The 12,900-nt window shown below is 72.3% G+C and carries 11 protein-coding genes; 8 read left to right on the top strand and 3 right to left on the bottom strand.

The window, feature by feature from the left end:
* The first annotated feature begins 90 nt into the window (after positions 1 to 90).
* The 4 genes from ABT034_RS12395 to dgoD all read left to right on the top strand — a co-directional run bounded on the left by ABT034_RS12395 (position 91) and on the right by dgoD (position 3,788).
* Positions 91 to 768 (top strand): bifunctional 4-hydroxy-2-oxoglutarate aldolase/2-dehydro-3-deoxy-phosphogluconate aldolase, encoded by a 678-nt coding sequence (locus tag ABT034_RS12395; RefSeq protein WP_351214091.1) that lies wholly within the window; start codon positions 91 to 93, stop codon positions 766 to 768.
* Positions 765 to 1,724 carry a sugar kinase gene (locus ABT034_RS12390; protein ID WP_351214089.1) on the top strand — a complete coding sequence of 320 codons (960 nt, stop codon included), beginning with the start codon at positions 765 to 767 and terminating at the stop codon, positions 1,722 to 1,724. The genes ABT034_RS12395 and ABT034_RS12390 overlap by 4 nt, the downstream gene beginning before the upstream one ends.
* Before the next feature lie 169 nt (positions 1,725 to 1,893).
* Positions 1,894 to 2,646: an SDR family NAD(P)-dependent oxidoreductase gene (locus ABT034_RS12385; RefSeq protein WP_351214087.1), complete on the top strand. Its 753-nt coding sequence runs from the start codon at positions 1,894 to 1,896 to the stop codon at positions 2,644 to 2,646.
* Positions 2,643 to 3,788, top strand: coding sequence for a galactonate dehydratase (gene dgoD / locus ABT034_RS12380; protein WP_351214085.1), 1,146 nt, complete (start codon positions 2,643 to 2,645; stop codon positions 3,786 to 3,788). The genes ABT034_RS12385 and dgoD overlap by 4 nt, the downstream gene beginning before the upstream one ends.
* Positions 3,789 to 3,849: 61 nt before the next feature.
* Here the strand turns inward: dgoD and ABT034_RS12375 are convergent, their stop codons facing one another.
* Entirely contained in the window at positions 3,850 to 5,448 is a 1,599-nt protein-coding gene (locus tag ABT034_RS12375; protein ID WP_351214083.1) for a glycoside hydrolase family 53 protein, read from the bottom strand.
* A gap of 245 nt (positions 5,449 to 5,693) precedes the next feature.
* A complete protein-coding gene (locus tag ABT034_RS12370; RefSeq protein ID WP_351214081.1) occupies positions 5,694 to 7,721 on the bottom strand; it encodes a beta-galactosidase in 2,028 nt (675 codons plus the stop codon).
* 204 nt (positions 7,722 to 7,925) lie between these two features.
* Between ABT034_RS12370 and ABT034_RS12365 the strand changes: the two genes are divergently transcribed.
* Genes ABT034_RS12365 through ABT034_RS12350 form a run of 4 tightly spaced genes read left to right on the top strand, consistent with a single transcriptional unit; the run spans position 7,926 to position 12,134 of the window.
* A complete protein-coding gene (locus ABT034_RS12365) occupies positions 7,926 to 9,239 on the top strand; it encodes an extracellular solute-binding protein (RefSeq protein WP_351214079.1) in 1,314 nt (437 codons plus the stop codon).
* A complete protein-coding gene (locus tag ABT034_RS12360; protein WP_351214077.1) occupies positions 9,236 to 10,168 on the top strand; it encodes a carbohydrate ABC transporter permease in 933 nt (310 codons plus the stop codon). The genes ABT034_RS12365 and ABT034_RS12360 overlap by 4 nt, the downstream gene beginning before the upstream one ends.
* A complete protein-coding gene (locus tag ABT034_RS12355) occupies positions 10,165 to 11,079 on the top strand; it encodes a carbohydrate ABC transporter permease (protein WP_351214075.1) in 915 nt (304 codons plus the stop codon). The genes ABT034_RS12360 and ABT034_RS12355 overlap by 4 nt, the downstream gene beginning before the upstream one ends.
* Positions 11,080 to 11,108: 29 nt before the next feature.
* Positions 11,109 to 12,134 (top strand): LacI family DNA-binding transcriptional regulator, encoded by a 1,026-nt coding sequence (locus tag ABT034_RS12350; protein WP_351214073.1) that lies wholly within the window; start codon positions 11,109 to 11,111, stop codon positions 12,132 to 12,134.
* Positions 12,135 to 12,199: 65 nt separating this feature from the next.
* Here ABT034_RS12350 and ABT034_RS12345 read toward each other — a convergent pair whose 3' ends face one another.
* A complete protein-coding gene (locus ABT034_RS12345) occupies positions 12,200 to 12,802 on the bottom strand; it encodes a DUF1349 domain-containing protein (RefSeq protein ID WP_351214071.1) in 603 nt (200 codons plus the stop codon).
* Between the last annotated feature and the right edge of the window lie 98 nt (positions 12,803 to 12,900).

Genomic DNA, 12,900 nt, shown 5'->3' with positions numbered 1-12,900 from the left:
GCCGACCGCTGACCGCCCGGCCCCCGCTCCCCGTACGGCCGGCCGGTCGCTGAGCCGCACCCTCCCCGCACCACAGGAAGAAGCAGCACCATGAGCACCCCAGACCCGACAACAGCCGCCCGGTACGAGGGATCCGCCCCCCACGACGCCCTCCGGGCCGCCCTCGCCGCCGCCCCCGTCATCGCGATCCTCCGCTCCACCTCCGCCACCCGCTTCGCCGAGGTCACCGACACCCTGGTGGCGTCCGGCGTCCGCGCCGCCGAGTTCACCCTCACCACCCCCGGTGTGCTCGACGCCCTGCGCGAGTACGCCGCCGACGCCCCGCCCGGGCTCGCCCTCGGCGCCGGCACGGTCACCACACCCGCCGAGGCGCAGGCCGCCGTCGAGGCCGGAGCCACCTACCTCATCACCCCGACCACCTCCACCGAGGTCATCGCGGAAGGCATCCGCCTGGGCGTCCCCGTGCTCCCCGGCGCGTACACCCCCACCGAGATCCTCACCGCCTGGCGGGCGGGCGCCACCCTGGTGAAGCTGTTCCCCGCCGCCGCCGGGGGACCGGAGTACCTCCGCGCCGTCCGCGCCCCGCTGCCCGACGTCCCCCTCGTCCCGACCGGCGGGATCGGCGCCGCCGACGCCCCCGCCTACCTCGCCGCCGGCGCCACCGCGCTCGGCGTCGGCAGCCCCCTCGTCGGGGACGCCTGCGAGGGCGGCTCGCTCGCCGCCCTCGCCGACCGCGCCGCCGCCTTCCTCGACGGGATACGCCGATGACGGCCGGGAACCCGCCCGCCCTCGTCACCCTCGGCGAGGCCATGGCGGTGGCCGCCGCGATCGTGCCGGGACCGCTCGCCACCGGCACCCCCCTCCGGCTCGGCTGGGCGGGCGCCGAGGCGACCGTCGCCATCGGCGTCAGCCGCCTCGGCCACCCGGCCGCCTGGACCGGCCGGGTCGGCGACGACGCGGCGGGCGCGATGGTCCTCTCGGGCCTCCGCGCCGAGGGCGTCGACGTCTCCGCCGCCCGTACGGACGCGGCGGCGCCCACCGGTCTGATGCTCCGTGAGCGCCGCACCGCCGACCGGCTCCGCGTCAGCTACTACCGGGCCGGGCTCGCCGGATCCCGCCTCGCGCCCGAGGACCTCGACGAAACGCAGATCAGTGGCGCGCGGGTGCTCCATGTCACCGGCATCACGCCGGCGTTGAGCGCCACCGCGCGCGCCGCGGTCGAACGCGCCGTCGCGGTCGCCCGCGCCGCGGGGGTCACCGTCTCCTTCGACGTCAACCACCGCGAACGGCTCTGGAGCCGTGCCGACGCCGCCAGGGTGCTGGCCGGTCTCCTCCCGTACGCCGACATCGTCTTCGCCGGACCCGAGGAGGCCTCCCTCTTCGTGCCCGAGGACACACCGGAGCGGATGGCCCGCGCCCTCACCCGGCTCGGGCCGGGCCAGGCCGTGCTGAAACTCGGCGCGCAGGGAGCCCTCGTCGCCACCGGCGACGACGCGCTCCACGTCCGGCACGCCGTCCCCGTCACCGCCGTCGACCCCGTCGGCGCAGGCGACGCCTTCGTCTCCGGCTACCTCGCGGCCGTCCTCGACGGCTCCCCGGTCGAGGAGTGCCTGCACCTCGCCGCGCTCTGCGGGGCCTTCGCCGTCTCGGTCCCCGGCGACTGGGAGGGCCTCCCGCGCCGAGCCGAACTCGGCCTGCTCACGGCCCAGGACATCAGCCGCTGACCTCCCGAACGCCACCCCGCCGGCCGCCACCCCGGCGGACGCCATCCCGCCGGCCGCCATCCCGCCGGCCGCCACTCCGCCGGCCGCCACCCCGCCCGGCCCGCATCCCGGGCGGCGACGGCGCCCTCCCTCCCGTATCCGCACCCGGAAACACCAGGAACCCACTGCCATGAACCGTTTCTCCGGACAGACCGCCGTCGTCACCGGCGCGGCCTCCGGCATCGGGGCGGCCAGCGCCGCCCGGCTCGCCGCCGAGGGCGCGTCCGTGATCGTCTCCGACATCGCCGACGAGGCCGGCGAAGCCGTCGCCGCCGCGATCCGCGCCGACGGGGGCCAGGCCGCCTACGTGCACTGCGACGTCGCCTCCGAGGAGGATTGGACCGCCCTGCGCGCCGAGACCCACGCCCGTTTCGGCCCGGTGGGCATCCTCCACAGCAACGCCTTCATCCACACCTCCGCCGCGGCCCACGAACTCCCCGTCGCCCTCTGGGACCGGGAGATGGCCATCAACCTGCGGGCCCTGTACCTCGCCACCCGCACCTTCCTCGACGACCTGCGCGCCGAGCGCGGCAGCCTCGTCGCCACCTCCAGCGTGCACGCCGACTTCGGACTGCCGGGCTACGCCGCGTACGCCGCCGCCAAGGGCGGCATGTGCGCCCTGGTCCGCCAGCTGGCCGTCGAGTACGGGCCCGACGTGCGCTTCAACTCCGTCCTGCCGGGCCCCATCCTCACCGAGGTCTGGAACGACGTCGACGAGGAGGGACGCCGGCTCTCCGCCGAAGCCACCGCCCTCGCGCGGCTCGGCCGTCCCGAGGAGGTCGCCTCGGCGGTCGCCTTCCTCGCCTCCGCCGACGCCGCCTACATCACCGGAACCAACCTGGTCGTCGACGGCGGCTGGACCGTGAAGAAGGAATCCAAGTGAAGATCACCTCCCTGCGCACCTACCTCGTCGCCCCGCGCTGGTGCTTCCTGCGCATCGACACCGACGAAGGCATCACCGGCTGGGGCGAGCCCGTCGTCGAGGGCCGCGCCCACACCGTCGCCGCCGCCGTCGAGGAGCTCTCCGACTACCTCATCGGGCAGGACCCGATGAAGATCGAGGACCACTGGCAGGTCCTCACCAAGGGCGGCTTCTACCGGGGCGGCCCGATCCTCTCCAGCGCCATCGCCGGTATCGACCAGGCCCTGTGGGACATCACGGGCAAGGCCCTCGGTGTCCCCGTCTGGCAGCTGCTCGGCGGCAACGTCCGCGACCGCGCGCGCGTGTACAGCTGGATCGGCGGCGACCGCCCCGACGAGGTCGCCTCCGAGGCCCTGGCGCGCAAGAACGAGGGCTTCACCGCGATCAAGATGAACGCCTCGGCGCAGCTGCGGCTCATCGACACCCCCGCCGCGACGCAGGCCATCGTGGACCGGGTCGCCTCGATCCGGGAGGCCGTCGGCGACGAGTTCGACATCGCCATCGACTTCCACGGCCGGCTCACCGCCCCCATGGCCCGCCGGGTGCTCCCGCTCCTGGAGCCGTACCTGCCCTTCTTCGTGGAGGAGCCGGTCGTCCCGGAGATGAGCGACCACATCGGCGACATCGTCCGCTCCACCTCCATCCCGATCGCGACCGGCGAACGCCTCTACTCCCGCTGGGACTTCAAGAAGGTGCTCGACCAGGGCATCGCGGTCGCGCAGCCGGACCTCTCGCACGCCGGCGGCATCTCGGAGGTGCGCAGGATCGCCGCGATGGCGGAGGCGTACGACGTCTCCCTCGCCCCGCACTGCCCGCTGGGTCCGATCGCGCTCGCCTCCTGCCTCCAGGTCGGCTTCGCCGCGCCGAACCTGCTGATCCAGGAGCAGAGCCTCGGCATCCACTACAACACCGGCTCCGACCTGCTCGACTACCTGGTCGACCCCTCGGTCTTCCGGTACGAGGACGGGCACGTGGGCCTGCCGACCGGGCCGGGCCTCGGCATCGAGGTCGACGCGAAGGCGGTCGAGCGGGCGGCCGAGGTGGGTCACCGCTGGCGCAACCCGGCCTGGCGCCGCGACGACGGCTCGCTCGCCGAGTGGTAGGCAGGACGCACGGAAGGGGCGGGCTCGCGAACGAGCCCGCCCCTCCTCACGCGTGGACCGGTCAGCGGTGGGCGAGCCAGCTCGCCGCCGGCAGCAGCTTGCTGTCGTAGTCGAACAGGGCCTGGTTCTCCCAGCCGTTGCCGGAGGAGGGGTCGGCCGGGTCCCATCCGTTGCCCGTGACGGCGGTCCAGGTCGGCTCCCAGTAGACGACCCCGAGGCCGCGGCCGTTCGGGACGGCCTCGACGACGTTCATGATGTCCCGCAGCCAGGCCGACTGTCCGGCCGGGCTCGCCGGGTAGCCGGAGACCAGCTCGGACGACAGGTCGATGATGTTCTCGTGGGTGTCCTCGCTGTCCAGTCGGAAGGGGTACGCGGTCTCCACGACGAGGACCTTCTTGCCGTAACGGGCCGAGATGTCGTCCAGGTTGGTCTGGAGCGAGGACAGGGCGCCGTGCCAGTAACCGTAGAAGGAGAGCGCGATCACGTCGTAACTCACGCCCTGCGCCTTGGCGTTGTCGAACCACGTGCGGTACAGGGCGTTGTCGCCGCCGTGCGCGAGGTGCAGTGCGATCTGCGTCCCGGAGGAGACCGCCTTGGCGGCCGAGATCCCGGAGTTGAGCAGCCCCGCGAGCTGGGACCAGTTGCTCGTCGAGCCCTCGGGCCAGAGCATGCCGGTGTTGATCTCGTTGCCGATCTGGACCATGTCGGCCGTGGTGCCCTGCGCCTTGAGGGCGTTCAGGACGTCGTACGTGTGGTTGTAGACGTCGGTCCTGAGCTGTGCGTACGAGTGGCCCTGCCAGGCGGCGGGCTTCGTCTGGGCGCCCGGGTCGGCCCAGATGTCGGAGTAGTGGAAGTCGACGAGCAGCTTCATGCCCTGGGCCTTGATCCGCTGCGCGGTGGCGAGGACGCGGGCCTTGTCGTTGTAGCCGTCGGCCGGGTTCACCCACACCTTGAGGCGGCCGTAGGTGGCGCCCGCGTTCTTCAGGATCGCGACCGGGTCACCGGTGGCGCCGGCGGCGGTGCGGTACGTACCGCCGAGGTCCTGGCTCTTCTTGAGCGTGGAGAGGTCGACGCCCTTCACGGTGAGCCCGGTGGACCCGGAGGTGAAGGTGAGATCGTCGACGTTCAGCCAATTGCCCGCCTTGGCGTCCGAGTTGACGCTGACCGTGCAGGCGCCGCCGGTCACCTGGACCGAGGTGACGAGCCGTATCCAGGCACCGTTGGAGGTCACCGGCAGGTCGGTGCGCTGTTCGGCGGAGCCGCAGTTGCGCAGGGCCAGATAGGCCGCGTTCTGGCCGCCGCCCGAGCGCACCCAGGCGCTCAGCGTGTACGTGCCGTCGGTGAGCCCGGAGAGGTACTGGTACGTCTCCACCTTGTACGCGGCGGAGGCCCAGTGGGTGAGGCGGTAGCCGCCGGTGCGGCCTCCGGCCTCGGTGAACGAGGCGGCGTTCTGACCGGCAGCCGAGTAGGTGGACCAGCCGGCCGGGGTGGCGGTCCCGGCGGCGCCGGTCTCGAACCCGGCGTTGGTGAGCGTGGCGGCGGCCTCGGCCCGCGGGGCCGCGGGCAGCGGGGTCAGGAGCAGGGCGGCGAGCGCCGCGGCAACGGCCGCGGCACGAAGCCGGAAGCGGCTTCTGGTGGTGGGGTGCGTGGTGGGGTGCATCGTCGAGTCCCTTCGACGGCGGCGGATATGAACAGTGGTGCGGTTCCTCACGGGTGGTGCGGGTGGTGCGGGTGGTGCTGCTCGCCCGGGGGCGGCGCTGCATGCGCAGCCGCCCCCGGGGAGTCCGGGGACCCGGCCGGGCCGGGTGGGGGAGGCGCCGTACCGACCGGGCGCGGTCGGTACGGCACCGGCTGGGCGGGTGACGTGCGTGCTCGGCACGGACCCGTCCGCAGGGTTCGGCGCCGTCAGCCGTCCAGGCGTACGACCCTGGCGGCGCCGGCCGGGACGGTGAGCTTGCCCGCCGCCGGGGCGCCGGCGGCGAGGAGTTCCGTGCCCGTGCCGTCCAGCGGCACCTCGGCCTCCTCGTCGGAGTGGTTCAGGACGAAGACGTACTCCGCGCCGCCCTCCCCGGCGCGGCGCACGACCTCCACGTCACGCGGCAGCGCGGCGCGCGGGGCGACCCCGGCGTCCTCGCAGGCGGCGGCGACGATCGGGTCGAGCGAGGCCGCGTCGAGCCGGGTGGAGACGTACCAGGCGGTGCCCCGGCCGAGCCGGTGCCGGGTGACGGCGGGGCCGCCGGCGGCCGGCCCGTCCGCGTACGTCCAGACGGTCTCGGCGCCGCGCGGCCGGACGAACTCCGTCCACACGTCACCGGTGAGCGCGGTTCCGTCCGGCCCCGCGATCCGTACGCGCTGCTCGTCGAGGAGCGGCGACCACTCCTCCACGGTGAGGCCCAGTACGTCCCGCAGGGCGCCCGGGTAGGCGCCGGGGTGGACGGCGTCGTGCTCGTCGACGATCCCGGAGAAGTACGAGACGACCAGCGTGCCGCCGTTCTCGACGTACTCGCGGAGGTTCTGCCCGGCGGCCTCGGTGGTGAGGTAGAGCGCGGGGACGACGACCAGCGGGTAGGCCGAGAGGTCGGACTCGGGATGGGCGAAGTCGACGGTGAGGTGCCGGTCGTAGAGGGTCTCGTAGAAGCTGTCGGCGCGCTCGCGGGCGTCGTGGGCCGCGTTGGGGCGCCATTCCAGGTTCTGCGCCCACCAGGAGTGCCAGTCCCAGAGCACGGCGACATCGGCGACGGTCCGGGTGCCGCGTACCTCGGCGAGCGCGTCGAGGTCGGCTCCGAGGGCGACGACCTCGCGCCAGATCCGGGTGTCGGTACCGCCGTGCGGGACCATCGCGGAGTGGAACTTCTCGGCGCCGCGCCGGGACTGGCGCCACTGGAAGAACATGGCGCCCTCGGAGCCGCGGGCGACATGGGCGAGGGAGTTGCGGGCCATCTCGCCGGGGCGCTTGGCCGGGTTGCGGGCCTGCCAGTTCACCCCGGAGGTGGAGTGCTCGAGGAGCAGCCAGGGGGCGCCGCCGGCGACGGAGCGGGTGAGGTCGGCGGCCATGGCGAGGTTGACGTGGGTGCGTCGGCCGTCGGTGATGAGGTAGTGGTCGTTGGTGACGAGGTCGACCTCGCGGCCCCAGGCCCAGTAGTCGAGGGAGTCGCACTGGCTGAGGGCGGTCATGAAGTTGGTGGTGACGGGGATGCCGGGCGCGAGCGCGTGGAGGATGTCCCGTTCCGTCCGGAAGTTCTCGCGGATGGTGGCGTCGGCGAAGCGGCGGTAGTCGAGCTGCTGCGCAGGATTGCCGACGGTGGGGGTGAGCCTCGGCGGGTCGATCTCCTCGTACGAACCGTACCGCTGCCCCCAGAAGGCCGTGCCCCAGGCCTCGTTGACGGCCGCCACCGAGCCGTACGTCTCGTGGAGCCAGCGGCGGAAGTGGGCGGCGCAACTGTCGCAGTAGCAGGCGCTCACGGGGACGCCGTACTCGTTGTGGACGTGCCAGAGCGCGAGCGCGGGGTGGCTGCCGTAGCGGCGGGCCAGCTCGGTGGTGATGCCCGCGGCGGCCGCGCGGTAGGCGGCGGAGCTGTGGCAGATCGCCCCGCGTGATCCGTACGAGTGGCGCAGGCCCTCGGCGGTGACGGGCAGGGCCTCCGGGTGGGCGCGGTAGAACCAGGCGGGCGGCGCCACGGTCGGCGTGCCGAGGTCGACCCGCACGCCGTGCTCGTGGAGCAGGTCGAGGAGCCGGTCGAGCCAGCCGAAGTCGTAACGGCCCGGCTCCGGTTCGAGGAGGGCCCAGGAGAAGATCCCGACGCTCACCATGGTGACGCCGGCCTCACGCATGAGCCGGACGTCGTCCTGCCAGACGCTTTCCGGCCATTGTTCGGGGTTGTAATCCCCGCCGAACGCGAGCCGGTGCAGGCCCTTGGGAGTGGTCTGCGGCATGAGTCTCTCCTGAAACGTCGAACGAGGGAAGCCTAGTGCTGGGAACGTGCACACACCCGGTCTCGATGTGGCAACGCAACATAACCGCACAGGAACAACCATTGACAAGTGTCCGGAACGTTTCTCTACTGTGAACGCTCACAGATGCATGGCCGGCCTCTCCGTCTGCGAGAGAGGCCCCTTTCGGTCAGGGAGAAGTACCCCATGCCCCACATCACGCGCCGCAGCCTCGCCGCCGCCACCGCCGTCCTCCTCGGCGCCACCGCGCTCACCGCCTGTGGATCCTCCGACTCCGGCGACGAGGCCGGCGCCGGGTCCGGCCCGGTCAAGCTCACCTACTGGGCCTGGGCGCCCGGCATGGACAAGGTCGCGGCCCTCTGGAACGCCGAGCACCCCGACATCCAGGTCACGGTGCAGAAGCAGGCCTCCGGGGACGACCTCGTCACCAAGATCATCACCGCGGCGAAGGCGCACAAGGCCCCCGACCTGGTCCAGGCCGAGTACCAGGCCCTCCCGACCCTCGTCAGCAACGACGCCCTCGCCGACATCGCCCGCGAAACCCAGGGCGCCAAGGACAAGTTCGCCCCCGGCATCTGGCAGCAGACCACGTTCGGCAGCGAGGCCGTCTACGCCCTGCCGCAGGACTCGGGGCCGCTGATGTTCTTCTACCGCGAGGACCTCTTCAAGCAGTACGGCCTGACCGTCCCCACCACCTGGGACGAGTTCGCCGAGACCGCCCGCGACCTGAAGAAGAAGGCGCCGAAGAAGTCCCTCACCACCTTCTCCGCCAACGACTCCGGCCTCTTCGCCGGCCTCTCCCAGCAGGCCGGCGCCAAGTGGTGGACCTTCGAGGGCGACACCTGGAAGGTCGGCATCGACGACGCCGCCACCAAGAAGGTCACCGACTTCTGGGGCGGCCTGGTCGCCGAGGGCGCCGTCGACAACCAGCCGATGTACACCCCCGCCTGGAACAAGGCCCTCAACACCGGCGAGCAGATCGCCTGGGTCAGCGCCGTCTGGGCCCCCGGCACCCTGACCACCGCCGCCCCCGACACCAAGGGCAAGTGGGCCATGGCCCCCCTCCCGCAGTGGACCAAGGGCGCGAACACCACCGGCAGCTGGGGCGGCTCCTCCACCGCCGTGACCACCGACTCGAAGCACAAGGAAGCCGCCGCCCGGTTCGCCACCTGGCTGAACACCGACCCGAAGGCCCTCGCCGCCCTCGTCAAGGAGAGCGGCGTCTACCCGGCGGCCACCGCCGCCCAGACCAGCGGCGCCCTCGCCAAGGCCCCCGACTACTTCGCCAACCAGCCCGACTTCTACACCAGCGCCGCCGCCATCGCGAAGACCACCGCACCGGCCGCCTGGGGCCCCAACGTGAACGTCGCCTACACCTCCTTCAAGGACCAGTTCGGCAAGGCCGCCAAGGCGAAGAAGGGCTTCCCCGAGGCCCTGACCGCCATGCAGGACGCCACCGTCGCGGACCTGCAGAAGCAGGGCTTCGAGGTCGCCAAGTGACGCAGCCCCCCAAGGGCGCGCGCCGGTCGTACGGGGTCAAGGCGGCCCCGTACGGCTTCCTCCTCCCCGCAGCCGTCCTCTTCGCCCTCTTCTTCGCCCTCCCCATCGGCTACGCCGTCTGGCTCAGCTTCCACAAGGTCGAGATCAAGGGGCTCGGCCTCGGCAAGGGCGCCAAGTCCGAGGTCTGGGCCGGCCTGGAGAACTACGCCTCCGCCCTCTCCGACTCCGAACTCCTCGCGAGCGCCCTACGCGTCCTCGGCTACGGCGCCGTCGTCGTCCCCGTCATGCTCGGCCTCGCCCTCTTCTTCGCGCTCCTGCTCGACTCCGAGCGCGTCCGGGCCCGCTCCTTCGCCCGGCTCGCGATCTTCCTCCCGTACGCCGTCCCCGGCGTCATCGCGGCCGTCCTCTGGGGCTTCCTCTACCTCCCCGCCGTCAGCCCCTTCCACTACCTCCTCGACAAGGCCGGCCTCCCGCAGCCCGACCTCATGGACGGCGGACCGCTCTACCTGGCGATGTCCAACATCGCGATCTGGGGCGGCACCGGCTTCAACATGATCGTCATCTACACCGCGCTGCGCTCCCTGCCCACCGAGGTCTACGAGGCGGCCAAGCTCGACGGCTGCTCGGAGCTCCAGATCGCGCTCCGCGTCAAGATCCCGATGGTGGTGCCCTCGCTGGTGCTCACCTTCTTCTTCTCGATCATCGCGACCCTCCAGGTCTTCAACGAGCCCATGACGCTCAAGCCGCTCACCAACGGCATCCCGTCCACCTGGAGCCCGCTGATGAAGGTCTACAGCGACGCCTTCACCGGCGGGAACATCCACGCCGCCTCGGCCACCGCCGTCGTGCTCGCCCTCGCCACCTTCGCGCTCTCCTTCGCCCTCCTCAGGATCTCCAACCGCCGCACCACGCAAGGAACCACCCGATGACCGGGCTCGCCTCCCCGCCGCTGCGCAAGAAAGCCCCCGCCGCCGGTTCCACCCCCGGCACCTCCCAGGGCCCGCCGCGCCCCCGCCGCACCGCCCTGCTGCCGACGGCCGCCCTCGTCCTCGGCGCCCTCTACTGCCTGCTGCCCGTCGCCTGGGTCCTCGTCGCCGCCACCAAGGCCGACGACGAGCTCTTCTCCACCTTCACCTTCCTGCCCGGCAGCGGCTTCGCCGAGAACGTCGGTGACCTCACCGGATACCGCGACGGCATCTACTGGCGCTGGATGGGCAACTCGGTGGTCTACGCCGGGCTCGGCGGCATCCTGTCCACCGTGGTCTCCGCCTTCGCCGGGTACGCCCTCGCCGTCTACCGTTTCCGCGGCCGCGAGGCGTTCTTCAACATCATGCTGGCGGGCGTCCTCATGCCCCCGGTCATCCTCGCCATCCCGCAGTACCTGCTGATGGCCGAGGCCGACCTGACGGACACGTACGCCTCGGTGATGCTGCCGCTGATCCTCTCCCCGTACGGCGTCTACCTCGGCCGCATCTACGCCCAGGCCGCCATCCCCATGGAACTCGTCGAGGCCGGCCGCATGGACGGCGCCGGAGAGTGGAGGATCTTCCTCAGGATCGGCGTCCCGATGATGTCCCCGGGCCTGGTGACGATCTTCCTCTTCCAGTTCGTCGCCATCTGGAACAACTTCCTGCTGCCGTTCATCATGCTCGGCGACGACGAGAAGTTCCCCATGACCGTGGGCCTGTTCACCCTCCTCAAGCAGGGTGCCAGCCAGCCCGCGCTGTACACCCTGGTCATCACGGGCGCGCTGCTCGCCATCGCCCCGCTCATCGCCCTCTTCCTCGTCATCCAGCGCTTCTGGAGCCTCGACCTGCTCTCCGGCGCCGTAAAGTCCTGAGCACAGGGGATCGAGGAGAAACACACAGCATGAGCACAGCAGCGAGCAGGCGCCGCCCGGCGACCATCCACGACGTGGCCCGCGAGGCCGGCGTCTCGCGCGGCACCGTCTCCCGTGTCCTCAACGGCGGCCACTACGTCAGCCCGACGGCGAAGGCGGCCGTCGACGCCGCGATCCGAAGAACGGGATACGTCGTCAACCGGCACGCCCGCTCGCTGATCACCGGCAAGTCCGACTCCGTCGCCTTCCTCCTCACCGAGCCGCAGGAGCGCTTCTTCGAGGACCCCAACTTCAACGTGCTGCTCCGCGCCTGCACCCAGGCGCTCGCGGCCCAGGACATCCCACTGCTCCTGATGATCGCGGGCACCGAGGACGAGCGCCGCCGCAACCTCCGCTACATCGAGGCCGGCCACGTCGACGGCGTCCTCCTCGTCTCCAGCCACTCCGGCGACCCCGTGGTGGCCCGGCTGCACGAGGCCGGCGTGCCCGTCGTCGCCTGCGGCAAGCCGCTCGGCCAGACCGCCAAGATCGGCTACGTCGCGGCCGACGACCGCGACGGCGCCCGCGACATGGTCCGTCATCTGTACGCGTCCGGGCGACGGCGGATCGCCACCGTCACCGGACCGCTCGACACCCCCGGCGGGGTGGAGCGCCTCGCCGGCTACCGCGAGACGCTCGCCGAGTGCGGACTGCCCGTCGACGAGACGCTGATCGCCGCCGGCGACTACAGCAGGGCCAGCGGCGAGGACGCGGCCCGCGCCCTCCTGGAGCGCGCCCCGGACATCGACGCCGTGTTCGTCGCCTCCGACCTGATGGCGCAGGGCGTCCTCGACGCGCTCGCCCGCGCGGACCGCAGGGTCCCCGAGGACATCGCCGTGGGCGGCTTCGACGACTCCCCGGCCGCCCTCTCCTCCCGCCCCTCGCTCACCACCATCCGCCAACCCTGGGACCGGATCAGCACCGAGATGGTGCGGATGCTCCTGGCCCGGATCGCGGGCGAGGACCCGTCGGCGGTGATCCTGCCGACGGAACTCGTCCGCCGCGACTCGGCGTAGGGCCTGTCGCTGCGGCGCACACGGCCCGCGCGCCCACCGGGCCGTGCGGGCCGTGCGTCGACGGTTCACCGACCGTCGAAGAGGTGCGCCAGAGTCGTGGGGGCGAGTCGGAACGCGTCAAAGTCGACACGGCAGCCCTCGCCGACGGGTGACTGCGCCACGACGCCGACCCGTGCGGCACGGCCGCCGGCGCCGCCCAGGGCGAACTGCCGCACCAGGCGCCAGAAGCCGCCGTCCTCCGACACGTGGAAGACGTAACCCTCCCCGACCCGGCTGATGCGCAGCCACAGCGCGTCCCCCGGCACGGGGCCGGCGAGCGCGTCGTCGGACCGTCCGCGCGTCACGACCGAATAGACGCTCGGAACACCGTCGTGCGCCTGCTCGAAGGTGAGCTTCCCCCAGTGGTCGTCGTCCGCCCACACGACGAGCGCACCCGCGTCCCAGGCGGACCGGAACCCGACGCGAAGCCGCGCCGAGAACTGCCAGTCGCCTTCCGGCGCATCGGTCAGGGCCACGGCGGCGTCCCGTCGGACGCCCCCACCGACCGGGTCGGTGAAGACGTCCGTACGCGGGCCGGCCGTGACCGACAGGACACCTTCGGAGAGGGACCACGCCTCGGGGGTGGTCAGCCACTCCATGGCGAGCGGGAGCGAGATCTCGTCGTTCATACGGCAATGATCGCGAGCGGGTCGACGGCCCGCTACGGCATGGGACGAAGATCCACGAAGGGGTACGAAAGTCCAAGCCGCGCTTTCCGCTCCCGCCG

The sequence above is a fragment of the Streptomyces sp. NPDC002773 genome, assembly GCF_040295605.1.
Taxonomy (GTDB): Bacteria; Actinomycetota; Actinomycetes; order Streptomycetales; family Streptomycetaceae; genus Streptomyces.
This window is presented reverse-complemented; position numbering and strand designations above follow the sequence as displayed.

Excerpts from the sequence above, each read along its gene's own strand:
- ABT034_RS12395 (WP_351214091.1), top strand. The coding sequence starts at position 91 with ATGAGCACCCCAGACCCGACAACAGCCGCCCGGTACGAGGGATCCGCC.
- ABT034_RS12390 (WP_351214089.1), top strand. The coding sequence starts at position 765 with ATGACGGCCGGGAACCCGCCCGCCCTCGTCACCCTCGGCGAGGCCATG.
- ABT034_RS12385 (WP_351214087.1), top strand. The coding sequence starts at position 1,894 with ATGAACCGTTTCTCCGGACAGACCGCCGTCGTCACCGGCGCGGCCTCC.
- ABT034_RS12375 (WP_351214083.1), bottom strand. The coding sequence starts at position 5,448 with ATGCACCCCACCACGCACCCCACCACCAGAAGCCGCTTCCGGCTTCGT.
- ABT034_RS12370 (WP_351214081.1), bottom strand. The coding sequence starts at position 7,721 with ATGCCGCAGACCACTCCCAAGGGCCTGCACCGGCTCGCGTTCGGCGGG.
- ABT034_RS12365 (WP_351214079.1), top strand. The coding sequence starts at position 7,926 with ATGCCCCACATCACGCGCCGCAGCCTCGCCGCCGCCACCGCCGTCCTC.
- ABT034_RS12355 (WP_351214075.1), top strand. The coding sequence starts at position 10,165 with ATGACCGGGCTCGCCTCCCCGCCGCTGCGCAAGAAAGCCCCCGCCGCC.
- ABT034_RS12350 (WP_351214073.1), top strand. The coding sequence starts at position 11,109 with ATGAGCACAGCAGCGAGCAGGCGCCGCCCGGCGACCATCCACGACGTG.
- ABT034_RS12345 (WP_351214071.1), bottom strand. The coding sequence starts at position 12,802 with ATGAACGACGAGATCTCGCTCCCGCTCGCCATGGAGTGGCTGACCACC.